Here is a 25,202-nt window from a genome sequence, read left to right as displayed (position 1 = left end):
ATGACGCCTCTTCAGCGCCCCTCCCCCATCGTCGCCAGCGTCGACTTCGATGCGGACGGGGTGCAGCACGGTTTCCTGCGCCTGCCCTACAGCCGGGACGACTCGGCCTGGGGCTCGGTGATGATCCCGATCACGGTCATCAAGCGCGGCGACGGGCCGACGGCGCTTCTCACCGGCGGCAATCACGGTGACGAATACGAAGGCCCAGTGGCCCTCTTCGATCTCGCCCGCACGCTCAATGCCAATGAGGTTCAAGGGCGCGTCATCATCGTGCCCGCCATGAACTATCCGGCCTTTCGTGCAGGAACCCGTACCTCACCCATTGACCGGGGCAATCTCAACCGCAGCTTCCCCGGACGCCCGGACGGCACGGTGACGGAGAAGATCGCCGATTACTTCCAGCGCACGCTGCTGCCGCTCGCCGATATCGTCCTCGATTTTCACTCGGGTGGGCGCACCCTCGACTTCCTGCCCTATGCGGCCGCTCATGAGCTGCCCGACAAGGAGCAGGAGAAGCGCTGCTTCGAGGCCGTCGCGGCCTTTGCGGCACCCTACTCGATGCGGATGATCGAGATCGACGCCGTCGGCATGTACGACACCGCCGCCGAAGCGATGGGCAAGGTGTTCGTGACCACGGAACTGTCGGGCGGCGGCACGTCCTCGGCGAAAACCGTGGGCATCGCCAAGCGCGGCGTCATGAATGTTCTCAAGCATGCGGGCATCGTTGCCGGCGCGCCGGAGACCGGGCCGACCCGCTGGCTGGACATGCCCTCCAGCGATTGCTTCCGCTTCGCGGAGGATGACGGTCTCGTCGAGCCCTGCGTCGATCTCGGCGACCCGGTGCGCGCGGGCGACGTGATTGCGCGCATTCATCCCATCGGACGGACCGGACAGGCGCCAACCGAATATCGGGCGGTCCTCGACGGCGTTCTCGCGGCCCGGCATTTCCCCGGGCTCATCAAGACAGGCGACTGCCTCGCGGTGGTCGCAACTGTGGAGGAGAATAACTGAATCAGAGAACTGAGTCAGACGCCGCCAGCGACAACGCTGCAAGCCGGATCAACCGGCACGCGGATCTCAGAGCATCGAACGCAAAAGTGGGAACCGGTTTTGCGTGAAAAGATGCTCAAATCAAAAAGTTAGACACCAGAGGAGAAGACTCTATGAAAACAATGATCCATTACGGCGTCGCCGTTCTCGCTCTTGCCGCCGGCATCGGAGGCGCGCAGGCTCTCACGCTCGAAGAGGTGAAGAGCGCCGGCTATATCCAGGGCGCAACGGCCAACGAAGTGCCCTACGGCTATATGAAGGAAGACGGCTCGGCCGCCGGCATCGGCCCGGATGTCGCGATCGCCGTGCTGAAGCGCATGGGGATCAACGAAGTGAACTGGACGGTGACGCCGTTCGGCACACTCATTCCCGGCCTGAAGGCCCGCCGCTTCGCATTCGCGGCTGCGGAGCAGAACATCTCGCCCGAACGCTGCAAGCAGGTGGCATTCACCGAGCCGAATTCCAGCTACGGCGAAGGTCTGCTCGTGAAGAAGGGCAACCCGAAGAAGCTGACCACCTATGCGGACATCGCCAAGGATCCGTCCCTCAAGGTGGCGGTCGTCTCCGGCGCCAATAACATCGACTTCCTGCGCGCCGTCGGCGTGAAGGACAGCCAGATCGTCATCATTCAGGCCAATGCGGACGCCCCCTCGACGGTGCAGTCCCGCGTGGACGCCTATGCGGCGACCGAGCTCACCGTATCCAAGCTCGCGGAAGGCGGCCAAGGCGTGGAGCAGGTGAAGCCCTTCACGGATCCCGTCGTCGAGGGCAAGCCGGTGCGCAATTACGGCGGCTTCGCTTTCCGCCTCGAGGACAAGGAACTTCGCGACGCCTTCAACACGGCGCTGGTCGAGTTCCGCAAGACGGAGGACTACAAGAAGATCCTCACGTCCTACGGTCTGAGCGAAGAGAGCATCAAGGCGGCTGCCGCCAAGAACGTCGCCGATCTCTGCGCCGGAAAGTAACCCGCTGCATCGTTTGAACCACCCGGCCTGGGCCCGCCCAGGCCGGGTGGAGCGTCCGTAAGGAGAAATCGACGATGACATGGACTCAATATCTGGCGCCCCTGTTGAAGGGGGCGCAGGTGACGGTGATGATCTCGCTCGCATCGATCACCCTCGGCGCGATCCTGGCTTTCGTCGCCGGAATCGCGCGCACGTCGAGCAATCGGATCGTGTCGGGCATCGCCTTTGTCTATATCGTGCTGTTTCGCGGCACGCCGCTTCTCGTCCAGCTCTTCTGGTTCTATTACGCGCTGCCGCTGATCGGCATCTCGTTCGATCCGATCACGACCGGGATCATGACATTGTCGCTGCTCACCGGCGCGTTCGGAGCCGAGGTGGTGCGTGGAGCCCTGCTCGCCGTGCCTCACACGCAGCTTGAAGCCGCACGGGCGCTGAATTTCAGCAAGAGCTACACCCTTTGGCATATCTCGATGCCCCAGGCCATCATCGAAATGATGCCGCCCTTCGGCAATCTCGCCATCCAGAATCTCAAGGACACGGCCCTGGTCTCGCTGATCTCGATTGCGGACCTGACGTTCCAGGCGCAATCCATGCGCAACATCACTCTGGACAGCGCCACGGTCTACACCCTGACTCTGCTCGGCTATTTCATCATTGCCCTCTGCCTGATGTTGATCGTGCGGTTCATCGAGATGAAGCTGAGGCGCGGACCGGCCTTTCCGAGGAGCGCCCACTCATGATGTACGGTTATGCCTGGGACACATCGACGCCGCTGACCTTCGCACTTTCGATTCTGCCGATTCTCGGCATCGGATTGCTGGTCACCCTTCAGGCTGCGGCCGTGGGCTATGCCATTGCGCTCGTCCTCGGTCTCGTTCTGGCGCTCCTGCGCCGCAGCAAGATCAAGATCATCTCCTGGACGGTGGCGGGCTTCACCGAGTTCGTCCGCGATACGCCGCTCCTGGTGCAGCTCTTCTTCCTCTATTATGTCCTGCCCGATTTCGGAATCATCCTTCCCGCCTTCATGACGGGAGCTCTCGCGCTCGGGCTGCAATATTCGGCCTATACGTCCGAAGTCTATCGCGGCGGCATCGACGCGGTGCAGCGCGGCCAGTGGGAGGCGGCGACCGCCCTCAACCTGAGCCGGCTGCAGACCTACCGCGACATCGTGATCCCGCAGATGATTCCGCGCATCGTGCCGGCGCTCGGGAATTACCTCGTCTCGATGCTCAAGGAGACGCCGGTTCTTTCGGTCGTGACGGTGCTCGACATGCTCGGCCTCGCCAACATGATCGGCGAGCGGACCTTCGAGTATCTCGTGCCGCTCTCCCTGGTCGGTCTGATCTTCCTCCCCATGACCCTCATCAGCTCGGCTCTGATCTATGCGGTCGAAAGAGCCCTGCCCAAAAGTGGGATTCCCTTAAGATGACATCACCCATTATCCGCTTCGAGAACGTCACCAAGCGCTTCGGTGCGCTGACCGTTCTGGACAACTTCAACTTCGAGGTTCAACGCGGCGAGAAGGTGACGCTGATCGGCCCTTCGGGCTCCGGCAAATCCACCGTGCTGCGCATCCTGATGACGCTGGAGCCGTTTCAGGAAGGCAACCTGGAAATCGACGGGATCAGCTATCACGAGCCCAACGGGCGCGGCCCGTTCAAGGCGAGCGAGAAACATCTTCACAAGATCCGCGGCAATGTCGGCATGGTGTTTCAGAGCTTCAACCTGTTTCCGCACATGACCGTGCTGCGCAACGTCGTCGAGGCGCCGGTCGCGGTTCTCAAGATGAAGCGGGACGAGGCGGAGAGCCGCGCCACCGAATTGCTGCGCATGGTGGGTCTCTACGACAAGAAGGATCATTTCCCGAGCCAGCTCTCCGGGGGCCAGCAGCAGCGCGTCGCCATCGCCCGCGCGCTCGCCATGCGTCCGCGCGTCCTCCTGTTCGACGAGCCGACCTCCGCGCTCGACCCGCAGCTGGTCGGCGAGGTGCTCGGCGTCATCCGCGATCTCGCGCACGAGCACGACCTGACCATGCTCCTCGTCACGCACGAGATGCGCTTCGCCCGCGAGGTCTCGGACCGGGTCTGCTTCTTCGACAAGGGGCGCATCGTGGAGCAGGGAGAGCCGGAGCGTTTCTTCACCAATCCGCAACAGCCGCGAACCCGGGAGTTCCTGAGCTCCATCCTGGGCGAGCAGGAACAGGCGCGAGAAACTATCCGCTACGCTCCGTAAAAACCGAGATAGTCTCTGCCCGCCTGTCGAAGAACAGAAATTGTCTCGGCCGTGGAAGCGGTAGCCTTCCTTCCATCGTATTCCGAGGAGGGCGATGCATGAACGCGATCACACAGACCACCGCTCCCATACCCGTCAAGGGGGATATCCACCCGGCGCTGAGCCGCTTGCGGGATCCCCGCCTGCTCCGCGAAATGGCCTATATCGACGGCCGCTGGACGGCGGCTTCTGCCGATGCCCGCTTCGAGGTCAACGATCCGGCCACGGGCCTGAATGTCGCCCACGTGTCGCGCCTCGGCGCGGAGGCGGCGGGCCAGGCCGTCGATGCCGCCGCCCGTGCGCTCCCCGCCTGGAAGGCCCTGCTGCCGCAGGAGCGGACCGCGCGCCTGCGCGCCTGGTACGACCTCATCTTGGACGCGCGCGAGGATCTCGCACTCATCATGACGCTCGAGCAGGGCAAGCCCCTATCCGAGTCGCTCGGCGAGATCGCCTATGCGGCCTCGTTCGTGGAATGGTATGCGGAAGAAGCCAAGCGTCTCAACGTCGAGAGCGTGACGAGCCATCTGCCCGGCGCGGAAATGCTGGTGCGCCGCGAGGCCCTGGGTGTGGCAGCCCTGCTGACGCCCTGGAACTTTCCCTCGGCCATGCTGACGCGCAAAGCCGCAGCGGCGCTCGCCGCCGGCTGCACGGTGGTGGCGCATCCCTCCTCCTACACCCCGCTCTCCGCGCTCGCGCTGGCGGAACTCGCCGAGCGCGCAGGATTGTCGCGCGGCGTTTTCAACATCGTGACGGGCGATGCCGAGCCCATTGCCAATCGCTTCTGCGACGACAAGCGCGTCCGCGTCGTCAGTTTCACCGGCTCGACGGAGATCGGGCGCAAGGTCGCGACGCGCTGCGCCCTCACCATGAAGCGTCTCGTGATGGAGCTGGGCGGCCACGCACCCCTGATCGTGTTCGACGATGCCGATCTGGACAAGGCGGTCGAGATCGCCATGGCGGCGAAGTTCGCCACGTCGGGCCAGGACTGCCTCGCGGCCAACCGCATCTATGTCCAGCGCTCGATCTATCCCGCCTTCTGCAAGGCCTTCGGCGAGCGCATCTCCGGGCTGAAGGTGGGACCGGGGCTCGACCACGACACGGAGATCGGCCCGCTGATGCACGCCAATGCCGTCTCGAAAGCGACGGCCCAGATCACGGATGCTCTCGCCCGCGGAGCCCGCCGCGTGACCGAGGACAGCGAGGCCGCCGGTCCGCTTTTCGTGACGCCGACGCTCCTCGCCGACGTGCCGGACGATGCGCTGATCATGCACGAGGAGACCTTCGCGCCAATCGCCGCCGTGACGCCGTTCGATACGGAAGATGAAGTGGTGGCGCGGGCCAATGCCACCGAATACGGCCTCGTCGCCTATGTGGTGACCGAGAACGGCGCGCGGGGCTTAAGGCTCGGCCGGGCCCTCGAATACGGCATGGTGGCCATCAACCGCGTGAAGATCACCGGCGCCCCCATTCCCTTCGGCGGCGTGAAGCAGTCGGGCCTCGGCCGCGAAGGCTCGCGCCACGGCCTAGAGGCCTTCACCGACCTCAAATACCTTTGCCTCGACATTCATTAATTCGGAGCCAGCCATGCTGAACCAGACAAAGATCATCGACAACGAACTCGACGCCTGGGACCGGGATCACTTCTTCCATCCCTCCACCCACATGGCCCAGCATGCGCGCGGAGAAACGCCCAACCGCATCATCACCGGAGCCGAGGGCGTCTACATCGTCGACCGGAATGGCAAGCGCAGCCTCGATGCCTTCGCGGGTCTCTATTGCGTCAACGTGGGCTACGGCCGCACCAAGATCACCGACGCCATCGCGGAACAGGCTGCCGCCCTGCCCTATTACCACGCCTATGTGGGCCACGGCTCCGAGCCCTCGATCCGCCTCGCGAAGATGATCATCGACCGCGCCCCGGAGGGCATGAGCCGCGTCTTCTTCGGCCTGTCGGGCTCGGATGCCAATGAGACCAACATCAAGCTCGTCTGGTACATGAACAACGTGCTGGGGCGGCCCGAGAAGAAGAAGATCATCTCGCGCTGGCGCGGATATCACGGCTCCGGCCTGATGAGCGGCAGCCTCACCGGGTTGGCGGCCTTCCACAACCTGTTCGATCTGCCGCGCGCGCCGATCCTGCATACGGAAGCGCCCTATTACTTCCGCCGTCCCGACCGCAGCATGAGCGAGGAGCAGTTCTCGCAATACTGCGCCGACAAGCTCGAAGACCTGATCCTGACCGAGGGCCCGGACACCATCGCGGCCTTCATCGGCGAGCCGGTGCTCGGCACGGGCGGCATTGTGCCCCCGCCGAAAGGCTATTGGGAGAAGATCCAGGCGGTGCTGGCGAAGTACGACATCCTGCTCATCGCCGACGAGGTGATCACGGGCTTCGGACGTCTCGGCAGCATGTTCGGCTCCGACCATTACGGCATCAAGCCGGATCTCATCACCATCGCCAAGGGCCTGACCTCGGCCTACGCGCCGCTCTCCGGCGTCATCGTGTCCGAAAAGGTCTGGCGCGTCCTGGAACAGGGCTCTGATACTTACGGCCCCATCGGTCACGGCTGGACCTACTCGTCCCACCCGCTCTGCGCAGCGGCGGGCGTCGCAAACCTCGAAGTTGTCGACGAACTCGACATCGTCAACAATGCTCGGGGGATCGGCGCCTACTTCAAGAACGCGCTCAACGACGCGGTGGGCTCCAACCGCTTCGTGGGCGAGGTGCGTGGCGAAGGCCTCATGGCAGCCGTCGAGTTCGTGCGCGACCGTGACGACCGCGTGTTCTTCGATGCTTCCGAGAAGGTGGGTCCGCGCATCACGGCAGCTCTGCTGGAGCGCGGCGTCATCGGTCGGGCCATGCCGCAAGGCGATATCCTCGGCTTTGCTCCGCCGCTCTGCCTGACGAGGAACGAGGCCGATATCATCGTGTCCGCCACGAAGGATGCGGTCGAAACGGTGACCGCCGCGCTATAATGGCGTTTCGTGGGGCGAGCAGGACAAAGGCCGCTCGCCCCACGAGTTCCATCGGTCTATAAGCAGTTCACATCAGCTGCCGCGAACCTCCCGATCTATGGGGTCTTCCAACGATGGCATCAGCGACGCAAACCCGTTGATCTTTCGCGTCTCATTCATCCTATACACGGTCGAGCCAATGCTCTGAGACAGGAAGAGCCTAGCGCATTGTGCGGACCCAGCGGGTCGCATCCAATAACGCGCTGTTCCACGAACGAGCATCGGATCAATCCTCAAAGCGCAAGTCCACTTTGGGGGCCGATGCTCTGGTCCGCCATTAGACTATTTTGGATTCGGAATAGAACTTTACTCCGGTGTTTACTCACGTACCGGCAGCCAACGCAATTGAGTCAGCAACCTGTTCATAGCGATCGGATAGAGTGGCCGTTGCGACACGCAAATAAAAAGTGGGTAAATTGGAGAACTTGGCACCCGGGTGGACGGCAATACCGTGGGCGGCAAGCGTCACCATCGCGAATGGCTCCGAGGTCACTGGAACCCAGGCGCACAAACCCGCACCATGCATCGCCTGGACCCCTCTCTTTTGCAGAGCGCTGACCAGATTCGCGCGCCGGTTTTGATAAACCGTTCGGGCGTGTTCGATCGATGCCTGCGTTGCTGGATCGCGCAATAACCAAGCCGTGGCCGCCTGCAGGATGCGGCTCGTCCAACCGGAACTGAAGCTTCGGTACGATTGAATCTGATCGATGATTGCTCGAGAGCTCGAGAGAACGGCAAGACGCAGATCAGGCCCGTGCGTCTTCGAGAATGAAAGGATGTGGATGACCCGGTTCGGAAAGTGGGCACCCAGGGAATGGCGTGGTGCTGCCGAGATATCTCCGATGCCGTCATCCTCGACGATGAGTGTATCGGTGCTTCTCAGGACCTCGGCGAGAGCTTCCAAGCGCTTTCGGCTGACGCTCTGGCCGGTGACAGCATGCAGCCGGGGCTGGAAGATGAAAGCGGCGGGCCTAGACTTCAGCGCCGCCTCGAGCGCCGACGGCAGAGGTCCTTCGCTGTCGCATTGAACCGGGACGATACGCACACCCCGGTCTTCGAGAATATCGAGGAGGCGCATGCCAGTCGGATCTTCAATCGCGACGGATGCCCCCGGCGGGATCAGAGCATGAACGAGCGTATAGACCGCATTATAGCCGCCGTTAGTCGCCAAGAACGCCTCCGGCTCATACGGCCATGTTTTCCTGACCTCCTCCTCCAGTTCCGGCAGGATCCGATTGCGCTCGTAGCTGTTGAGGTTTTCCGCCGAAGCACCATAGGCCATTGCCTCGGCAAGCGGCGGCAACAGGCGAACATCGGGAACAGCTGCGGTCAGGTTCAGGATGCCCTCACCGTAATTGCCGGAGCTTCCGAGGCGATTCGGCCTGGCAACGAAACGGTCACCACTGACCCAAGTGCCGTTTCGCCCTCGCCCACTGATGATCTTCTGACTACGCAGCTCGCTCCAGGCCTCCGAAATGGTCGCAGGGCTGATTCCGAGTGCGAAGGCGAGATCGCGGATGGGAGGCAACTTTGTACCAACTGGCAGCGCACCGGCACGGATCAGGGCCCTGGTTTCCAGAGCGATCCCGCGAATGGTCCTGTCGGTCAATTTCTCGGCGAACCAATTTGCGTCTCTGTTTTCAGACATGCCGCACCAATTTTAATGTTCAATAACATAATAGGATTTGATCAACGCGATATGAACATTTTAATTACGGGGAAGACAAGATTATTGCGAGTGAATGCTGATGCCGTTGACTCTCCGTCTCGCCCTCCGCGACTGGGATTACATGACACCCCTGGTTCTGGGCGACGTTCGGTCCCCCCGCCTCGATATCAAGGTCGATCGCGTTGGTACTCTCATCTCCAGCGTTGCCCGCGATCCATCCTATGAAGCGGCGGAGATGTCCTTCAGCCGCTATTCGCAACTCCGGCATGACGGTGATGACAGCGTTGTCGGCATGCCGAACTTCATCATGCGCGGCTTCCGCCATCGGTGCATCATCACCACGAAGGAGAGCCCGATCCGCAAGCTGTCGGATCTCGCCGGCAAGAAGATCGGCGTGACGGGCTGGCGCGATTCCGGCAATACCTGGACCCGCGCCGCCATCCGTCGCGAAGGCGTCGGGATCGAAGATGCCATGTGGTATGCCGGTCGTCTGACGGAAGCACATCCCATCACGGAGCGGCTTGACGGTTTCGGCCGCCCAGGCCGCATTGAAGCGGCTCCCGGCGAGCGGCCGATGGTCGATCTTCTGAAGGATGGTGGCCTGGATGCCGTCTTCACTCCCTTCATGCCGCCGGGCTTCTTCGACCAGGACTCGCCATTCCGCCAAGTGCTTGACGACTTCCGGGCTGCTGAGGTCGCTTACTTCCACGAGGTCGGTTATGTGCCGGGAATGCACCTGATCGGCTTCAAGGCTGAGTTCGTGCAGGAGCATCCATGGGTCATGGACGAGCTCAGCGAGTTGATCGACGCATCTCAGCGCATGTGGCTGCAGAAGCGTGAAAAGTATGCGGACACGACGCCGTGGATGATTGACGAACTGCGCCGTTGCGCCACCGACCTCTCGCCTTCTTGGAATGTCAGTGGGCTCGAGGCGAACGAGAAGATGATCGCGGACTTCGCCAATGAGCTTTACGAGCAGAGGATACTGCCTCGCTTGCTTACGCCCGCTGAACTCTTCCCTTGGCAAGCAAAGGCCAAGAAAAGCCTTTCATAGGCGTTATCCGTCGACTGAATGACTTTCGTGATGTCAAAAAGAGGGAATACGACATGCATTCGAAATTGATCGCTTCTGTCACCATCGCTGCCCTGATGCTCGCAGGCCCTGTCCTCGCCCAGGAAGCTGCCATCCCGAAACAGACCGTAAATGAGCAATTGCGGGCACGTCTGCCGGAGAATATTCGCGCTGAAGGCAAGATGATCTCTGTCAATAACGGCTCGTTCCCTCCCTATGAAATCGTCACCGGCACCGAGATGACCGGCGCCAGCGACGATCTGACGGAAGCGATCGGTCAGGTTCTCGGCGTCAAGATCGAGCATGCCACGGTTGGCGGCCTGCCGGCGTTGCTGGCCGGCATCAATTCTGGTCGCTACCAGTTCGCGTTTGGTCCCATTGGCGACTTCAAGAGCCGCGAAGAGTCGAATGATTTCGTCGACTGGGTTCAGGAGTTCGTCGTCTTCGCCGTTCAGAAAGGCAATCCCAAGGGTATCACCTCGCTGGATACCGCCTGCGGCAATCGCATCGCTGTCATGGCCGGTGGCTCCGCCGAACGCGTGATCCAAGTTCAGGCGGACAAGTGCAAGGCCGACGGCAAGGAGCCACTCACGGTTCAATCATATACGGACCAGCCGAGTTCGATCCTCTCCGTTCGCTCGAAGCGCGCCGACGCTTTCTTCTCCTCCCAGGCCCCCCTCACCTATTTCGTCGCTCAAGCCAACGGCCAGCTTGAACTGACCGGCGTCGGTCAGAAGAATGGCTTCGAGGATCTCTATCAAGGTGCTGTCGTGCCCAAGGGCTCGCCGCTCGGGCCGCTGCTTCTCGATACCATCAAGCTCCTGATGGAGAACGGAACCTATGCCGCAATCATGAAGAAGTGGGGCCTTGAGAACAACATGATCAAGCAGCCCGGTATCAATCTCGGTGGAACCCTCCCGAAATGAGCCAGCTTGATCTGACCAGCGCATCGCCCTCCGGCGTTGCGCCCTTTCGGGACGTGGCGACGGCCCACGCCCCCTTCCGCATGGGCCGACTGATCCTCTGGGCCGTCATCATCCTCGTTGCCGTGGATTTCGCCTGGATCGTCGCCCATAACGAGAACTTCGGCTGGCCCGTCGTCGTTGCTTATTTCTTCGATCCGACAGTTGTCAGCGGCCTCTATGTCAGCCTTGGATTGACCGTCGTTGCCATGGCGCTCGGCACGATCCTCGGACTGGGGCTCGCTATCGCCCGCATGTCCAAGGATCGGCTGGCAAACTCTTTTGCAGGCCTTTTCATCTGGTTCTTCCGAGGCACGCCGCTGCTCGTTCAGCTGATCTTCTGGTACAATCTCTCCACGCTGTTCCCGCGGCTCTCGATTGCGATCCCCTTCGGCCCGACGCTTGCAAGCTGGGATACGAATTCGGTGATCACGCCGATGACGGCGGCAATCGTCGGATTGGCGCTGAACGAAGCAGCCTACATGGCGGAAATCATCCGCGGCGGCCTTCTCTCCGTGGATCGTGGCCAGACCGAAACGGCTGAAGCCTTCGGAATGACGAGGGCGCGTGCCCTGTGGCGCATCATCATTCCGCAGGCCATGCGCTCCATCGTCCCTCCGACCGGCAACCAGCTCATCAGCATGATCAAGGCTACTTCCCTCGTCAGCGTGATCGCGATGGCCGATCTGCTCTATTCCGTGCAGTCGATCTACAACCGCACCTTCGAGATCGTCCCGATGCTGCTCGTAGCGGTCATCTGGTACCTGCTCATCACGTCGATCCTCAACGTCGGCCAGAGCTACATCGAGGCCTATTACGGCCGCAGCGAACGCCGAAACGGAGCTGCCGAGAAACCGACTCTTGCCGGGGCCGCTGTGCAGGAGGCAAGCCATTGAGTGCCGTCCAGTCCATGAACCCCCTCGTCCAGGTCCGTGACGTTCACAAGTCCTTCGACCAGCTCGAAGTGCTGAAGGGCATCGATCTCGACATCATGCCGGGAGAGGTCGTCGTGATCCTCGGCCCGTCCGGCTCCGGGAAATCGACCTTCCTGCGCTGCATCAACCACCTGGAGGCCATCAACAAGGGCTTCATTGCAGTCGACGGCGAGCAGATCGGCTATCGGCTCCGCAAGGATCGTTTGGAAAAGCTGTCCGCGAACGGCATCGCCCGTCAGCGCCGGAAGATCGGCATGGTGTTCCAGCAGTTCAATCTCTACCCGCATATGACGGTGCTGCAGAACATCATCGAGGCGCCTGTGGGCATCCACGGCGAAAGCCGCCAGGAAGCGACACGGAACGCCTTGGCGCTCCTGGAGCGGGTCGGACTGTCGGAAAAGGCGGGCAGCTATCCCCGCCAGCTCTCCGGTGGCCAGCAGCAGCGCGTCGCAATCGCCCGTGCCTTGGCGATCAAGCCCAAACTGATGCTGTTCGATGAGCCGACATCGGCGCTGGACCCCGAACTGGTCGGCGAAGTGCTGGCGACCATGCGCGATCTTGCCAGGCAGGGACTGACCATGATCGTCGTCACCCACGAGATCGGCTTTGCCCGCGAGGCGGCCGACCGGGTGGTCTTCATGGACGGCGGCAAGATCGTCGAGATGGGCAGCCCGGAGGCTGTGATCGGCAATCCGCAACATCCTCGAACGAAGGCCTTCCTGTCGCGCTTTCTTTGATCATCGACAACCCTCTTCCCCTTTGAAGCCGGTCTTCGACCGTCATTCGGATGAATTTCATGCTCAACGACAACGTTTTTGCCCGGGTCTCGGACTTCGAAGCCATGAAAGCGGAGCTCATCGGCATTCGCCATCATCTCCACGCCACTCCGGAACTCTCCTTCGAGGAGGCCGAAACAGCACGTTTCGTCGCCGAGAAGCTCGAGGGCTGGGGCTATGAGGTGACCCGCAACGTCGGCGGCCACGGCGTCGTGGCACGCCTGAGCGTCGGCGACGGAAACAAGGGCATTGCCATTCGCGCCGACATGGACGCTCTCCCGATCATGGAAGAAACCGGGCTGACCTATGCAAGCCAATCCCCTGGCAAGATGCATGCCTGCGGCCATGACGGACATACGACCGTTCTGCTGGGCGCAGCCGAGTATCTTGCTCGGACCCGTCGTTTCAACGGCACCGTAACGCTGATTTTTCAGCCGGCCGAAGAGGCCGGAAAATTCAGCGGCGCTCAAGCGATGATCGCCGACGGTCTTTTCGAGCGCTTTCCCTTCGATGCGATCTTCGGCCTGCACAATCATCCCGGCGCGCCGGAAGGCAACATCCTTCTGCGCTCCGGACCAATGATGGCCTCATCCGATACCGTCAACATCACCATCAGAGGCATCGGCGGTCATGCCTCGCGGCCCCATCTCACCGTTGATCCGGTGGTCGTCGCCTGCAATCTTGTCGTCTCGCTGCAGACCATCGTGTCGCGCAATATTGATCCGACCCAGACAGCGGTCGTCACCGTCGGATCGATCCACGCCGGCAATGCCGTCAACGTCATCCCTGAATATGCGAAGCTCGCACTCAGTGTCCGGTCCTTCGATCCGAAGATTCGTGATCTCCTGCAGGGGCGCATCGTCAAACTGACGCAGTCTGTCGTCGAAGGCTACGGCGCCACAGTCGAGATCGACTATGAGCGGGGTTATCCGGTCGTCGTCAACTCCGAAGCGGAGACGACCTTCGCCCGCGTCGTGGCAGAGGAGCTGATCGGAGCCGACAGAGTTGCAACCTGCCCCCTGATTCCAGGCAGTGAGGACTTCGCCTACTTCCTCGAACATAAGCCGGGGAGTTTCCTGCGCCTCGGCAACGGCACGAATTCCGCTATTCTGCACAGCTCCAAATACGACTTCGCCGACGGCAGTCTAGCCACTGGAGCCGCACTTTGGGCCCGTTTGGTAGAGCGTTATCTCATCTAGCGCATCGTGCGGAACCGAAGGGCCGCGTCAGCGAAAAGTGATTCCGGTTTTTCCGTCTAAGACGATGCGCCGCTAAACAAGGGAGCATCGGATGGGTTCCAAAAGTGGATTTCACTTTTCTCGTCCGACGCTCTAGCAATCCGTCTGGCCAGATTCGTGCCCTAAGTTCGCGTTCCTGTATCTTGATCTGAGAGCGGTTCGAATGGGATGGGAGTCACGTCATTCCTCGAAGCTTCCATCTTGACCGCTACCGGTCCTGCATACCCGCGGGAGCGATGATGTCACAGGTCGCTGGAAGCCGTACACCCACTACAGCCTGTGGACACGGCGGTCCCTTCTGTCCCGAACATCGGCTGAGGATCAAACACGGTCTTCAAGCGCGATGCTGTAAAGGTCCGTCTACCCGGCCAGTGCGGAAGTTCGGCTGATGTCCTAGACCGGCGCCGATACGCGCCTATTCCCGATCCGCGGATTCGTGGATCCGGCCAAATAGAAACTCGACAAGTTGACCGGCTCCCTCCTGCGGGCTGCGATCGTTCACAACGGTCAGATCGGCGCGGATCGGTCCGATCTCGCTCGATCGGGCGAGGCGAGATTCAAGACTCGCATCCTCTCTCCTGTTCCTCTGCGCCAGCCGCGCTGCAAGAACCTCGCGGGGCGCTGTGACTACGACGACGGCCACATGGGGCAGACGCCGGCGCGCGTCTTCGACCAGAGCTCGCGAGATATTGCAGACGACAATGCGTCCCGTCAGAGCGGCCTCCAGGCACGACCGAGGAAGGGCATAGCCGTGCCCGTGGGCCCGCCACGACAACGCAAAGCGGCCATCAGCCTGCCCCGCTTCGAACTCCTCGTCCGTCATCGTGTCATGGTCCTCCCATACGGATGACGAGCGGGTCACCAACCGGCGCGGGAAGAGAAAGCGGGCATCCTGGGACAACTCCGACTTGGCAAGGCCGAGGAGAGTATCCTTTCCGGCCCCGCTCGGCCCGACGACGAAGACAAATCCTCCCGTCATGGTCACGCGATCCTGATCCCACCACGCCACACTTGGCGTACCACGGGCGTCTCGCCCGTCACACGCACGCGCACCAGGTCCGCGCGCTTGCCCGCATCAATCTCTCCCCGGTCGGTCAGACCGGTGGCCTGAGCGGGATTTTTCGTGACGGTGCGGATCGCCTCCGGCAGGGAGACTGTCGGAACACGGCGTGGAAGTTCGAAGGCGGCCATCAGCAGGCTCGCCGGGACGTAATCGGACGACAGGATGTCGAGTACCCCCTCCTGGGCAAGGGTCTCGGCGGCAACGTTCCCGGAATGCGAGCCGCCCCGGATGAGGTTCGGTGCACCCATCATGACCGTGATGCCGTGGCCATGGCTCGCCCTGGCGGCCTCGAGGGTCGTGGGGAATTCCGCCAGCACGACGCCCTCCTCGACCGACTGGCCGACTTCGTCGAGAGTCGTGTCGTCGTGGCTCGCGAGCGGGATTCCGCGCGCCCGCGCCAGATCGACGAGCATGGGGCGATTGACGGCAGCGCGCTCGCCGTTCACGCGCTGCTTCTCGGCAACCGCCGCGTTGATCTCGTCGGCCGTCTTGCCGGTCTTGCCGCCGTAGTAGTTGAAGTACTTGCCGAGGTCTCGGAACTGGCGCTGACCGGGCGTGTGATCCATGAGCGACATCAGGCCGACCGGATAGCGGGAAACGAAGTTCTCGACCGTCTCGACCACGTCCGGCGACGGAATTTCGCAGCGGAGATGGGTCAGATGCTCGCAGCGGAACAGGCGATGGCGCCGCGCCTCGTCGATGGCCTCCGCGAGTTCGACGAGTTCCGCACCGAGCCCGCCGCCATCCACGTCGACGCCGGCACGCAGGCTGTCGAAGACTGTCGTGATTCCGGACGATGCGATCTGCGCATCGTAGGCGAGCACGGCGCCGAGCGGGTGCCAACGCACCTTCGGCCGTGGCGCATAGTGACTTTCCAGATGATCCGTATGCAATTCGATCAGCCCTGGAATGAGATAGTCGCCGTCGAGATCGACGCCGCGTTCCGGCGCTCTTCCCTCACCGATCTCCGCAATGCAGCCATCCTCGATGGCGAGCCATCCGCGCACGATGCGGTCAGCCAGAACGAGCTCAGCGTTCTCAATGACAATGACAGGATCCATTTTCTATTCCCCAGTTCCTGTCACGCAGCCTTAGCGGCAAACTGCGTCACATCGACGACACTCGTGGCCAGAGCCTCGCGAACTTCATCGTCGTGAAAGATTCCAACGATCGCAGTGCCGCTGCGCTTCTTTCGCTCGATCAGGCCGGTAACCACAGCGCGGTTCCGGGCATCGAGGGAGGCCGTCGGCTCATCGAGCAGCAGCAACGGCCGATCGGCGATCAAGCCACGCGCGATGTTGATGCGCTGCTGCTCGCCACCCGAAAATGTTGCAGGAGGGAGCTTCCAAAGCCGCTCCGGGACGTTCAGCACCGTAAGCAGCTCCCCTGCCCGCTCCGCGGCCGTTCCGGCGTCGAGCCCGCCCTCCCGGCCGGCACTGACCACGATGTCGAGGGCACCCACCCGGGGGATCACCCGCAGGAACTGGCTGACATATCCCATCACCGACCGGCGAAGGGCGAGGATGCGGCGGGGTTCGGCGGCAGCCACATCGACCGTCTCGTCGCCGTCCTGCACCCACACATGTCCGGAATCGCAGCGGTAGTTTCCGTAGATGATCTTCAGGAGCGACGACTTGCCGGCGCCTGAGGGGCCGCCGAGGACGATGCATTCGCCCGGGAAGGCCGAGACGCTTACGTCGGACACCACCTCCAACATGGCGCCGCCGTGAAGATGCAGGGTGAAGGATTTCGAAACGCGTTCCAATTTGAGGCGCGGGCGCATGGCTAGACCACCAGAACCGAGGAGACGAGAAGTTGGGTGTAGTTTTCACGCGGATCGTCGAGGACCTGATCGGTCAACCCCGTTTCGATCACGCATCCGCCTTTCATCACCATCATGCGATGCGACAGAAGCCGTGCGACGGCGAGATCATGGGTCACGATCACCACCGCCAGCCCGAGCTCACTGACGAGGCCGCGGATGAGATCGAGCAGGCGCGCCTGCACGGAGACGTCGAGACCCGAGGTCGGCTCGTCCATGAACACCAGCCGGGGATGGGTGACGAGATTGCGGGCGATCTGAAGCCGCTGGCGCATGCCGCCCGAGAAGGCCTTGGGCGTATCATCGATCCGGTCCGTCTCGATCTCGACACGATCAAGCCAGTCGATGGCGGTGCCGCGGATCCGCCCGTAATGGCGCTGGCCGACAGCCATGAGGCGCTCGCCCACGTTGCCGCCTGCGGATACGTTCATGCGTAGCCCTTGCGTCGCATCCTGCCGGACAAAGCCCCAATCGGTGCGGAGCAGGAAGCGCCGCTCCGCCTCCCCCATCGCAAGAAGGTCCCGCACCGCGCCGTCTCGCATGCGGTAGCGGATGCTACCTGCGGTCGGCTCCAGTTCGCTGGCGAGAAGATTGAGAAGCGTGGACTTGCCCGAGCCGGATTCGCCCACGATGGCGAGCACCTCGCCCTCGTAGAGGTTGAAGGAGACGTTGGCACAGCCGATGCGCTGGCCGTAGTGCTTGGTCAGTCCCGAGACCGAGAGCAGAGGTGCATCAGGCATGGGAGTTCTCCCCGGTAAGAGCAGCGGGAGCATCGGCAAGCATGGCGCCGCGATGTCCCTTTTCCCGACGCTCCTCGCAGAAATCGGTGTCGGAGCAGACGAACATGCGCCCGCCGTGATCGTCCATGACGACCTCGTCGAGATAGACCCCTTCCGCCGCGCAGAGGGCGCAGGGCTGACCGAAGGTCTGGATTCGGAAAGGATGATCCTCGAAGTCGAGGCTCCGGACCTGCGTGTAGGGTGGGACGGCGTAGATGCGCTTCTCGCGGCCCGCGCCGAAGAGCTGCAGGGCGGCCATCATGTGCATTTTCGGATTGTCGAATTTCGGTGTCGGCGACGGGTCCATGATGTAGCGACCCGCGACTTCGACCGGATAGGCGTAGGTCGTGGCAATATGGCCGTGCCTGGCGATGTCCTCGTACAGCTTCACATGCATGAGGCCGTACTCCGCAAGCGCATGGAGCTTGCGCGTTTCGGTCTCCCGCGGTTCGAGGAAACGGAGCGGCTCCGGGATCGGCACCTGATAGACGATCACCTGTCCTTCGCCGAGCGTCTGTTCCGGAATGCGATGGCGGGTCTGGATCACGGTCGCCTCGCCCGTGCGGGTGGTGGTTCTGATGCCCGCCGTGCGCTTGAAGAATTTCCGGATCGAGACTGCGTTGGTGGTGTCGTCCGAGCCTTGATCGATCACTTTGAGAACATCGTCCGGGCCCAGGATCGAAGCCGTCACCTGCACGCCGCCGGTGCCCCAGCCATAGGGCATGGGCATTTCGCGCGATGCGAAGGGAACCTGGTATCCGGGGATGGCGATCGCCTTCAGGATCGCCCGTCGGATCATGCGCTTGGTCTGCTCGTCCAGATAGGCGAAGTTGTAGCCGGTATCGGACATGGCGGATGCTGCCAATGGCGCGGTCATTCTGCGGCCTCCGAAAGGGAATAGGGCTGGTTTGCCTTGTGCTCGGCACGCATGCGGCGCACGAGATCGAGCTCCGCCTGGAAGTCGACGTAGTGCGGCAGCTTGAGGTGCTCCACAAAGCCCGTCGCCTGCAGGTTGTCGGCATGGGAGAGCACGAATTCCTCGTCCTGCGCGGGAGCCACGACATCCTCACCGAGTTCGCGGGCCCGCAGGCTGCGGTCGACCAACGACATAGCCATGGCCTTGCGTTCGCTCTGACCGAAGACGAGCCCGTAACCGCGGGTGAATTGCGGCGGCGTTTCCGCAGATCCCTTGAACTGGTTGACCATCTGGCATTCCGTCACGGTGATGCGACCGAGCGGCACCGCGAATCCGATCTCTTCGGGCACAAGTTCGACCTCGACTTCTCCCACCCGAACTTCGCTGACGAAGGGGTGGGTGCGGCCGTAGCCGCGCTGGGTCGAATAGCCGAGCGCCAGAACAAATCCTTCATCGCCTCGGGCCAGCGCCTGCAGGCGTAGATCGCGATCGGCCGGGAAGGTCAGCGGCTCGCGGGTGAGATCGCCTACATCCGCGCCGTCGTGCTCCGGCATGCATGAAGGTTCGATCAGGCCTTCCGCGTCGAGAAGATCGGTCACGCGTGGCGTGTGACTTTCGTCACTCTCGATCTCGGCTTCCGCCGGCGGCTGCGGATGCTCACCGTTGGCGGCGAGCATGAAGTCGAGCAGGCGGTGGGTGTAGTCGAAGGTCGGGCCCAGAACCTGCCCGCCGGGCAAGTCCTTGTAGGTAGCCGAGATCCGGCGACGGATTTCCATGCGGGCCGTGTCGACCGGTTCGGAATAGCCGAGGCGCGGAAGCGTCGTGCGGAATGCACGCACGAGGAACACGGCTTCGATCAGGTCGCCGCGCGCCTGCTTGAGAGCAAGCGCCGCGAGGTTCCGATCGTAAAGAGAGCCCTCCGTCATGACCCGGTCGACGAGCAGACCGAGTTGCCCGGAGATCTGCGAAACGGAGAGTTCAGGGACGGACGGATCGCCCCGCCGCTCATGGGCAAGCAGCCGATGGGCATTTTCGATGGCGGCTTCACCGCCTTTGACCGCAACATACATGATCAGGCCTCCTCGACGAAGCGCGTGGAGCGCGGCAGGCCAACGATAGATCCCGGCGCTACGAGCAGGACATCAAGCCCGCGCGGGAAGATCGCGCCGTTCCGCCGGATGATGTCGGCAAAATCGTGCGGCCATGGCGATGCCCGCAGGTTCTGGCGCTCGTCGATCCCGGGACCACGCAGAAGCCGGCCATCCCGATCGGAGAGTTCGGACACAGCGATCACGAGGGTCGTCGAGCGGTCCGGAAACTCTGCCGTTCCCAGAGCGAAGGCATCGACGGGCAAAGGCCTCTCGGGGGCCGAGATGAGCGCGAAGGCAGCGCGACCGGGATCGGCTGTCACAGCCGCGCCCGTATGGAAGCGCAGAAAATCGGCGACGCCTGGCGCAGCCGCGAGATCGGCATCAAGCCAGATCGGAGCTTCGTGATCGGCCAGCGCAAGGGCAATGGCGGCAAGCTCCGGCGTCAGCGGACGCGGCGGCATGAGGCCGCTCTGGAGGCGCTGGAGACGGCCAGGATGGGCAAGCGCATTCATTGCCGCATGAAAGACCTGCTGCGCCTCCGTCACCGGGTTGGCAAAACCGTGAGCGAGCGCCGTCATTGGTCCTCTCCGCGCACCATGGTGAAGAAATTGACCCGCGTCGCTGCGGTGCGACGCTCTCGGGCCGCGCGCTGATCGGCAAGGCGTGCGCGAAGCGGCTTCATCGCACCTTCCACGCGATGGCCGTAAAGCGGGTTCTGCAGCAATGCGTCGAGGATCGCAGCCGCCCTGGCTTTCCCCGCATCGCGGCCGAGCTGATAGGCAAAGCCCGTCTCTCCGCTTCCCAGCCGTACGGCCGCACGGGTGACGGTCGCCTCACCGAAATTGAATGGGCTGCCGTCGCCGCCCATGCGGCCACGGACCATGACCAGCCCGGTCTCGGGGCGGCGAAGGTCCTCCACGGCGCCCTCATAGGCCAAGCCGTCCAAGATCGCCTCCAGATCGCCGGGGCCGGCCTCGGCACAAAGGGCAATGGTTCTCTGACGGCGCGCGATTATGGCGTCTTGGGGCGGATCAGGCGGTGATGCGGTATTTGGCGATGGAGCCATGGGGATGATCCTCATTGGCGAATTGCTGATCAAGTTGTATAGACATCTATACAACACACGCCGGTGAAACTTTTATGACAGGCAGACCAGACTTGGACCCGCAGCGCCTTCCGCCACTTCAGCGCGGGGAAGGCCTCACCGCCTGGCGGCAGATTGCCGACAGCGTCGAGGGAGCCATCCGTGAGGGCACGTTCAGGCCGGGCGAGAGGCTGCCGAGTGAGGTCCAGTTCGCGGAACGCTTCGGCGTCAATCGCCACACGGTGCGACGCGCTCTCGCCGCCCTGGCCGAACGCGGGCTGGTGCGGGCGACGCAGGGCGGCGGAACTTATGTGGAAGCCAAGCCCCTGCCCTATCCGATCGGCCCCAAGACCCGGTTCTCGGAAGCCATGGCTCGCGCAGGGCGCGAGGCTCGGGGCGAGTTGATCCGCTCCTCTGAGACCACGGCGAATGCCGAAATCGCCGAGGCCCTCGACATGGCGGTTGGTGCACCGGTTCTTCAACTCGTGACCCTCAATCGGGCGGACGACGTTCCGATCTCGATGGCGCAGACATGGCTGCCGCTCCCGCGCTTCGAGGGTCTCGATGCGACTTACCGGCAGACCGGCTCGCTCACCCGGGCCTATGCCCGCCATGCGGTCTCCGACTATTCCCGTCTCTCGACGCGTATATCGGCCCGAACCGCAAGTCCTGACGAGGCTCTCCAGCTCGATCTCGCCGCCGGTCGCGTCGTGCTCGTGATCGACAGCATCAACGTGGATCAGCATGGCTGGCGGATTCAGGCCACACGCTCGCTTTTTGCCGCCGATCGGGTCGATCTCGTCATCGAGCCGTAACCGCCTCACTTAGCGGGCCGTTGCGAGTGCCCGATGAAGGCCGTGCGCAAGCGTATCGAAACCGCATCGATGACCGCAACCATGATGAGGATCATGATCACGAGAACGGAAACCGCTTGCCATTCGAGCGTACGAATCTGCTCCGCCAAGTGCAGACCGATGCCGCCTGCGCCGACGATACCGATGATCGTGCTGGAGCGGGTATTCGATTCGAAGAAGTAGAGAACCTGGCCGGCGATCACCGGAAGGACCTGCGGCAGAACGCCGAACCGGATCTGCTGCAGGCGTGTGCCGCCAGTCGAGACGATAGCCTCCACCGGCTTCCGGTCCGCAGCTTCGATGGCTTCCGAGAACAGCTTGCCGAGGGTGCCGATATCGCCGGTCATGATGGCGAGCACGCCCGCGAAAGGACCAAGCCCGACCACGTTGATCCACAGAAGGGCCCAGATCAGCGTATCGACGCCGCGGATTCCGTCGAGAAGCCGGCGCGACGCGAACCGGACAAGCCGGTTGACCGTCGTATTGCGCGCCGCGACGAATCCTATCGGGAAGGCGATGAGTGCAGCCAGCAGAGTCCCGAGGAAGGCGATGGCAACCGTCTCGGCAAGCGCGTTCAGGAAAATGAGAAAGCGTGCCCAACTGCCGGGATCAGGCGGCAGCATCATCCAGACCAGGACCCCCAATTGTCCAATTCCCGACAGGACTTTCGTGAACGAGAATTCCAGGCGCCAGAAGCCGAAGACGAACAGCCCCGCCAAGAAGGCAACAATTCCAAAGGTCGCGGCGCGGTTCGCCCATGACGGAGCGAAGACCTCCGCATGGCGAGATTTCAGAGCCTGCACGTCGCACGGGGCCAGCTTCGAGGAATGATTCATGGCCCTTCCTCCCGGCTGATCAGGGCATGGCGCAGGCGTTCGGTACCGAGGTCGATCAGCACCACGGTGAGAATGATCAGGAGAAGGAGCGCTGACACGTCCGCATAATAGAACTTCCGAATGGCCTCGAGCAGATCCTGCCCGATGCCGCCGGCGCCGACGAAGCCCATGACGGACGCGCCACGGACGTTGATCTCGAACCGCAGAAGCGTATAGCTCGCGAAATTCGACAGAACCTGAGGCACGACCGCGAAACGGATCGTATCGCTGAAGCTGGCTCCCGTTGCCGTGCAGCCTTCGACCGGCTTCATGTCGATGTTCTCGACGACCTCGGCAAAGAGCTTGCCGAGTGCACCCGTCGTATGAATGGCGATTGCGAGGACGCCGGGCACGGGCCCCAGTCCGAATGCGATGATGAAGATCAAAGCGAAGACGATCTCAGGAACCGTGCGGCAGAATTCGAGCATGCGCTTCACGAAGCCGCGCAACCAGACATTCGGCATCATGTTGGCAGACGCGGAGAAGCAAAGCAGAAACGCTCCGACCGCACCGAGGACGGTGCCGAGATAGGCGATCAGGATCGTATCGCCGAGAAGCCCCAGCCACTTGCTAAAGCCCCAGAACCACTCCACCGGGTCGGTCCAGACCCGCCGACCCATCATCGGCCCGCTGTCGAAGGTGAAGATACGATCGAAATAGCCGAAGAATTTTCCGAAATTGCCGAACAACTTGGAAAGATCGACTTCGGCGACCGTGCCGGACAGGAGGATCAGCCCTGCGACGATTCCCAGAAAGAGCACCGTCCGAGTGCGCTTCTTCCTGTTGGCGCCGTCATAGGCCTGGACGTACGCCGAGAGCTTTTCGTCCGGCAGACGTGAAATTGCTGTGGCCATGGAAATCAATCAGAAAAACGCAACCCGCTCGCGTGAGCGGGCTGCTTTGCAACTCAAGGAGGCGTCAGGACTTCTTGCGCAGCGAGTCGACGAAGCCGATGAGTTCGACGACCGGCTCATAGGCCTTGTGGTCGATCGGCTCCCACACACCCTGCTTGCCATCGTAGATCTTCTTGAATGCCTCGGGATCCTTCTTGGGCATGTCGAGAACGGCCTGCTTGATCTTGGCCTTCAGATCGGCCGGGAGATCGCTGAGATAGGCGAATGGCGAGTTCACGATCTGGTCGGACTTGAAGATCATGCGGAAGTCCTCGGCCTTGACCATGCTCTTGCTGGCCATCCGCAGAAGGTTCGATTCCTTCTCGTCGTTCCACCAGTTGAAGGCCGCGTCGCAGGTGCCCTGCTGTACGCCGAGAACCGCGTTCTCGTGGCTGCCGGCGTAAACGACCTTGCCGAAGAACTGCTCAGGGGTGATGCCCAGCTTGTTCATGGCGAAGCGCGGCACGTTGTTGCCCGAAGTCGAATTGGGGTCGACGAGACACAGGTTCTTGCCCTTGAGATCCTCGATCTTCTGGTAAGGCGAGTTGGCCTTGACCCACAGGACCGAGTAGTAGCCCTTGGTACCATCCAGATTGGTCTCGATGGCGAAGGGCTCGGTCTTTACACCGGTCACATAGGCGCGGGCATAGGAGGCCGGGCCGTACTGGGCGATGTGGATGTTGCCGGAGCGCTGCCCCTCGATGACCGCCGCGTAATCGTTGGCGATGCGCAGCGTCACCTTCGTGCCGAGTTCCTTCGAGAGATAGCTCACGAAAGGCGTCCAGCGATCGGTCACGCCGGAGGCATTCTCGGACGGGATGATGGCGTAGACGATTTCCGGGTACTTGGCCTTCCAGTCCTGGGCCTGTGCTGCACCCGTGAGGGCGAGCGCTGCGGCCGCGCCGAGGATGAGGCGACGTGTGATCATGACAGATGTCTCCTTGGTGTTTGTTTTTCAGGATGAGATGGAACGGCCCCGCGCTGCCGCGCGACTGCCATTCAGGCGGCTCGGGCTGCAACCCGGCCGCGGAGCAGTGCGGCATCGACATCCACATCGACGACGTCACCCGCCTCCAGGCCGTAAAGCCGACGGCTCGCATCGTCTGTGAGGTCGCATGGCCCGCCGTCGAAAATCACCCGCCCCTCCGCCATGCCGACGAGGCGGTCGCAATAGGCACGCGCCAGGTCGAGGGAATGAAGATTGCACAGGACCGTGATGCCGTATTCGCGGTTGATGCGCGCGAGCGCATCCATCACAAGACGTGTATTGCGCGGATCGAGCGATGCGATCGGCTCGTCGGCGAGAATGATGTCAGGCTGCTGCACCAGGGCCCGCGCGATCGCGACACGCTGCTGCTGACCGCCCGAGAGCTGTTCCGCCCGCTGCGACGCAAGCCCCGCCATGTCGAACTGCTCGAGAGCGGACAGGGCGATGGCCTTGTCCTCCTCGCTCCAAAGCTTCAGGAGGGAACGATGGCTCGGGGTGCGATTGAGCCGCCCCATCAGGACGTTGGTCAGCACATCAAGGCGGCCGACCAGGTTGAACTGCTGGAAGATCATGGCACAGCGTGCGCGCCAGTCCCGCAGATCCTTTCCGCTAAGATCGGTCACGTCGACCCCATCATAGGCGATCCGGCCGGAAGATGGATCGATCAGCCGGTTGACCAGACGCAGGAGAGTCGACTTGCCGGCACCCGAGCGTCCGATGACCCCGACGAATGAACCGGGCTGAATGGTCAGACTGACCTGATCGACCGCAGTCTTGTGGCCGAACCGTCGCGACAGGCCCTCGATGACGAGCATGGCTTCACCTCGTGTGTTGAAGCCCGTTTAGCTCTGCAAAATGAAGGCGCGATGACCCTTATGCGACGG

At 62.4% G+C, this 25,202-nt stretch carries 26 protein-coding genes; 13 read left to right on the top strand and 13 right to left on the bottom strand.

The annotated features are described in order from the left end of the window. From doeB to ACUXUR_RS00300, 7 genes are all read left to right on the top strand, one after another. The gene (doeB, locus tag ACUXUR_RS00330; RefSeq protein ID WP_445500291.1) at positions 1-1,011 is read left to right on the top strand and encodes a N(2)-acetyl-L-2,4-diaminobutanoate deacetylase DoeB; all 1,011 of its coding nucleotides are present in this window, start codon (positions 1-3) and stop codon (positions 1,009-1,011) included. A gap of 161 nt (positions 1,012-1,172) precedes the next feature. Continuing rightward, complete coding sequence (gene ehuB, locus ACUXUR_RS00325) at positions 1,173-2,015, top strand: ectoine/hydroxyectoine ABC transporter substrate-binding protein EhuB (protein WP_445500850.1); 843 nt, start codon at positions 1,173-1,175, stop codon at positions 2,013-2,015. Between the two features lie 74 nt (positions 2,016-2,089). Further along, positions 2,090-2,755, top strand: a complete 666-nt coding sequence (gene ehuC, locus ACUXUR_RS00320; protein WP_445500290.1) for an ectoine/hydroxyectoine ABC transporter permease subunit EhuC — start codon at positions 2,090-2,092, stop codon at positions 2,753-2,755. Further along, the gene (gene ehuD, locus ACUXUR_RS00315) at positions 2,752-3,444 is read left to right on the top strand and encodes an ectoine/hydroxyectoine ABC transporter permease subunit EhuD (protein ID WP_445500289.1); all 693 of its coding nucleotides are present in this window, start codon (positions 2,752-2,754) and stop codon (positions 3,442-3,444) included. Before ehuC ends, ehuD begins: the two co-directional genes overlap by 4 nt. Continuing rightward, on the top strand, positions 3,441-4,247 hold the full coding sequence (gene ehuA, locus ACUXUR_RS00310; RefSeq protein WP_445500288.1) for an ectoine/hydroxyectoine ABC transporter ATP-binding protein EhuA: 807 nt from the start codon (positions 3,441-3,443) through the stop codon (positions 4,245-4,247). Before ehuD ends, ehuA begins: the two co-directional genes overlap by 4 nt. A gap of 98 nt (positions 4,248-4,345) precedes the next feature. Further along, a complete protein-coding gene (locus ACUXUR_RS00305; RefSeq protein WP_445500287.1) occupies positions 4,346-5,857 on the top strand; it encodes an NAD-dependent succinate-semialdehyde dehydrogenase in 1,512 nt (503 codons plus the stop codon). A 13-nt stretch (positions 5,858-5,870) separates the two neighbouring features. After that, a complete protein-coding gene (locus tag ACUXUR_RS00300) occupies positions 5,871-7,262 on the top strand; it encodes an aspartate aminotransferase family protein (protein ID WP_445500286.1) in 1,392 nt (463 codons plus the stop codon). Positions 7,263-7,623: 361 nt separating this feature from the next. Here ACUXUR_RS00300 and ACUXUR_RS00295 read toward each other — a convergent pair whose 3' ends face one another. Continuing rightward, the gene (locus ACUXUR_RS00295; RefSeq protein ID WP_445500285.1) at positions 7,624-8,949 is read right to left on the bottom strand and encodes an aminotransferase-like domain-containing protein; all 1,326 of its coding nucleotides are present in this window, start codon (positions 8,947-8,949) and stop codon (positions 7,624-7,626) included. A gap of 100 nt (positions 8,950-9,049) precedes the next feature. Here ACUXUR_RS00295 and ACUXUR_RS00290 point away from each other — a divergent pair, with 100 nt between their 5' ends. From ACUXUR_RS00290 to ACUXUR_RS00270, 5 genes are read left to right on the top strand one after another with little or no spacing between them, the layout of a single operon-like run. Next, positions 9,050-10,024: a substrate-binding domain-containing protein gene (locus ACUXUR_RS00290; protein WP_445500284.1), complete on the top strand. Its 975-nt coding sequence runs from the start codon at positions 9,050-9,052 to the stop codon at positions 10,022-10,024. Between the two features lie 53 nt (positions 10,025-10,077). Further along, positions 10,078-10,968 carry an ABC transporter substrate-binding protein gene (locus ACUXUR_RS00285; protein WP_445500283.1) on the top strand — a complete coding sequence of 297 codons (891 nt, stop codon included), beginning with the start codon at positions 10,078-10,080 and terminating at the stop codon, positions 10,966-10,968. Further along, positions 10,965-11,900 carry an amino acid ABC transporter permease gene (locus tag ACUXUR_RS00280; RefSeq protein WP_445500282.1) on the top strand — a complete coding sequence of 312 codons (936 nt, stop codon included), beginning with the start codon at positions 10,965-10,967 and terminating at the stop codon, positions 11,898-11,900. The genes ACUXUR_RS00285 and ACUXUR_RS00280 overlap by 4 nt, the downstream gene beginning before the upstream one ends. Positions 11,901-11,914: 14 nt before the next feature. Beyond that, positions 11,915-12,676: an amino acid ABC transporter ATP-binding protein gene (locus tag ACUXUR_RS00275; RefSeq protein ID WP_445500849.1), complete on the top strand. Its 762-nt coding sequence runs from the start codon at positions 11,915-11,917 to the stop codon at positions 12,674-12,676. A gap of 59 nt (positions 12,677-12,735) precedes the next feature. Beyond that, entirely contained in the window at positions 12,736-13,914 is a 1,179-nt protein-coding gene (locus tag ACUXUR_RS00270; protein ID WP_445500281.1) for a M20 aminoacylase family protein, read from the top strand. A 454-nt stretch (positions 13,915-14,368) separates the two neighbouring features. Here the strand turns inward: ACUXUR_RS00270 and phnN are convergent, their stop codons facing one another. Genes phnN through phnG form a run of 8 tightly spaced genes read right to left on the bottom strand, consistent with a single transcriptional unit; the run spans position 14,369 to position 20,690 of the window. Beyond that, entirely contained in the window at positions 14,369-14,932 is a 564-nt protein-coding gene (phnN, locus tag ACUXUR_RS00265) for a phosphonate metabolism protein/1,5-bisphosphokinase (PRPP-forming) PhnN (RefSeq protein ID WP_445500280.1), read from the bottom strand. A gap of 2 nt (positions 14,933-14,934) precedes the next feature. After that, positions 14,935-16,077, bottom strand: a complete 1,143-nt coding sequence (locus tag ACUXUR_RS00260; protein WP_445500278.1) for an alpha-D-ribose 1-methylphosphonate 5-triphosphate diphosphatase — start codon at positions 16,075-16,077, stop codon at positions 14,935-14,937. Between the two features lie 20 nt (positions 16,078-16,097). Beyond that, positions 16,098-16,799: a phosphonate C-P lyase system protein PhnL gene (gene phnL / locus ACUXUR_RS00255; protein WP_445500277.1), complete on the bottom strand. Its 702-nt coding sequence runs from the start codon at positions 16,797-16,799 to the stop codon at positions 16,098-16,100. A 2-nt stretch (positions 16,800-16,801) separates the two neighbouring features. Further along, entirely contained in the window at positions 16,802-17,578 is a 777-nt protein-coding gene (phnK, locus tag ACUXUR_RS00250; protein WP_445500276.1) for a phosphonate C-P lyase system protein PhnK, read from the bottom strand. Next, a complete protein-coding gene (locus ACUXUR_RS00245) occupies positions 17,571-18,467 on the bottom strand; it encodes an alpha-D-ribose 1-methylphosphonate 5-phosphate C-P-lyase PhnJ (protein WP_445500848.1) in 897 nt (298 codons plus the stop codon). The genes phnK and ACUXUR_RS00245 overlap by 8 nt, the downstream gene beginning before the upstream one ends. Positions 18,468-18,490: 23 nt before the next feature. Next, positions 18,491-19,603: a carbon-phosphorus lyase complex subunit gene (locus tag ACUXUR_RS00240; RefSeq protein ID WP_445500275.1), complete on the bottom strand. Its 1,113-nt coding sequence runs from the start codon at positions 19,601-19,603 to the stop codon at positions 18,491-18,493. Positions 19,604-19,605: 2 nt separating this feature from the next. Further along, positions 19,606-20,202, bottom strand: a complete 597-nt coding sequence (gene phnH / locus ACUXUR_RS00235; RefSeq protein WP_445500274.1) for a phosphonate C-P lyase system protein PhnH — start codon at positions 20,200-20,202, stop codon at positions 19,606-19,608. Further along, entirely contained in the window at positions 20,199-20,690 is a 492-nt protein-coding gene (phnG, locus tag ACUXUR_RS00230) for a phosphonate C-P lyase system protein PhnG (RefSeq protein ID WP_445500273.1), read from the bottom strand. Before phnG ends, phnH begins: the two co-directional genes overlap by 4 nt. Positions 20,691-20,764: 74 nt before the next feature. Between phnG and phnF the strand changes: the two genes are divergently transcribed. Beyond that, positions 20,765-21,523, top strand: a complete 759-nt coding sequence (gene phnF, locus ACUXUR_RS00225; protein WP_445500272.1) for a phosphonate metabolism transcriptional regulator PhnF — start codon at positions 20,765-20,767, stop codon at positions 21,521-21,523. 5 nt (positions 21,524-21,528) lie between these two features. Here the strand turns inward: phnF and phnE (ACUXUR_RS00220) are convergent, their stop codons facing one another. The 4 genes from phnE (ACUXUR_RS00220) to phnC form a co-directional block, all read right to left on the bottom strand. Next, the gene (phnE, locus tag ACUXUR_RS00220) at positions 21,529-22,398 is read right to left on the bottom strand and encodes a phosphonate ABC transporter, permease protein PhnE (protein ID WP_445500271.1); all 870 of its coding nucleotides are present in this window, start codon (positions 22,396-22,398) and stop codon (positions 21,529-21,531) included. Then, the gene (phnE, locus tag ACUXUR_RS00215; protein ID WP_445500270.1) at positions 22,395-23,291 is read right to left on the bottom strand and encodes a phosphonate ABC transporter, permease protein PhnE; all 897 of its coding nucleotides are present in this window, start codon (positions 23,289-23,291) and stop codon (positions 22,395-22,397) included. Before phnE (ACUXUR_RS00215) ends, phnE (ACUXUR_RS00220) begins: the two co-directional genes overlap by 4 nt. Positions 23,292-23,355: 64 nt before the next feature. Next, positions 23,356-24,258, bottom strand: coding sequence for a phosphonate ABC transporter substrate-binding protein (gene phnD, locus ACUXUR_RS00210; RefSeq protein ID WP_445500269.1), 903 nt, complete (start codon positions 24,256-24,258; stop codon positions 23,356-23,358). 71 nt (positions 24,259-24,329) lie between these two features. Further along, on the bottom strand, positions 24,330-25,133 hold the full coding sequence (gene phnC / locus ACUXUR_RS00205) for a phosphonate ABC transporter ATP-binding protein (protein WP_445500268.1): 804 nt from the start codon (positions 25,131-25,133) through the stop codon (positions 24,330-24,332). Between the last annotated feature and the right edge of the window lie 69 nt (positions 25,134-25,202).

This window comes from Microvirga medicaginis (assembly GCF_052658925.1).
This window is presented reverse-complemented; position numbering and strand designations above follow the sequence as displayed.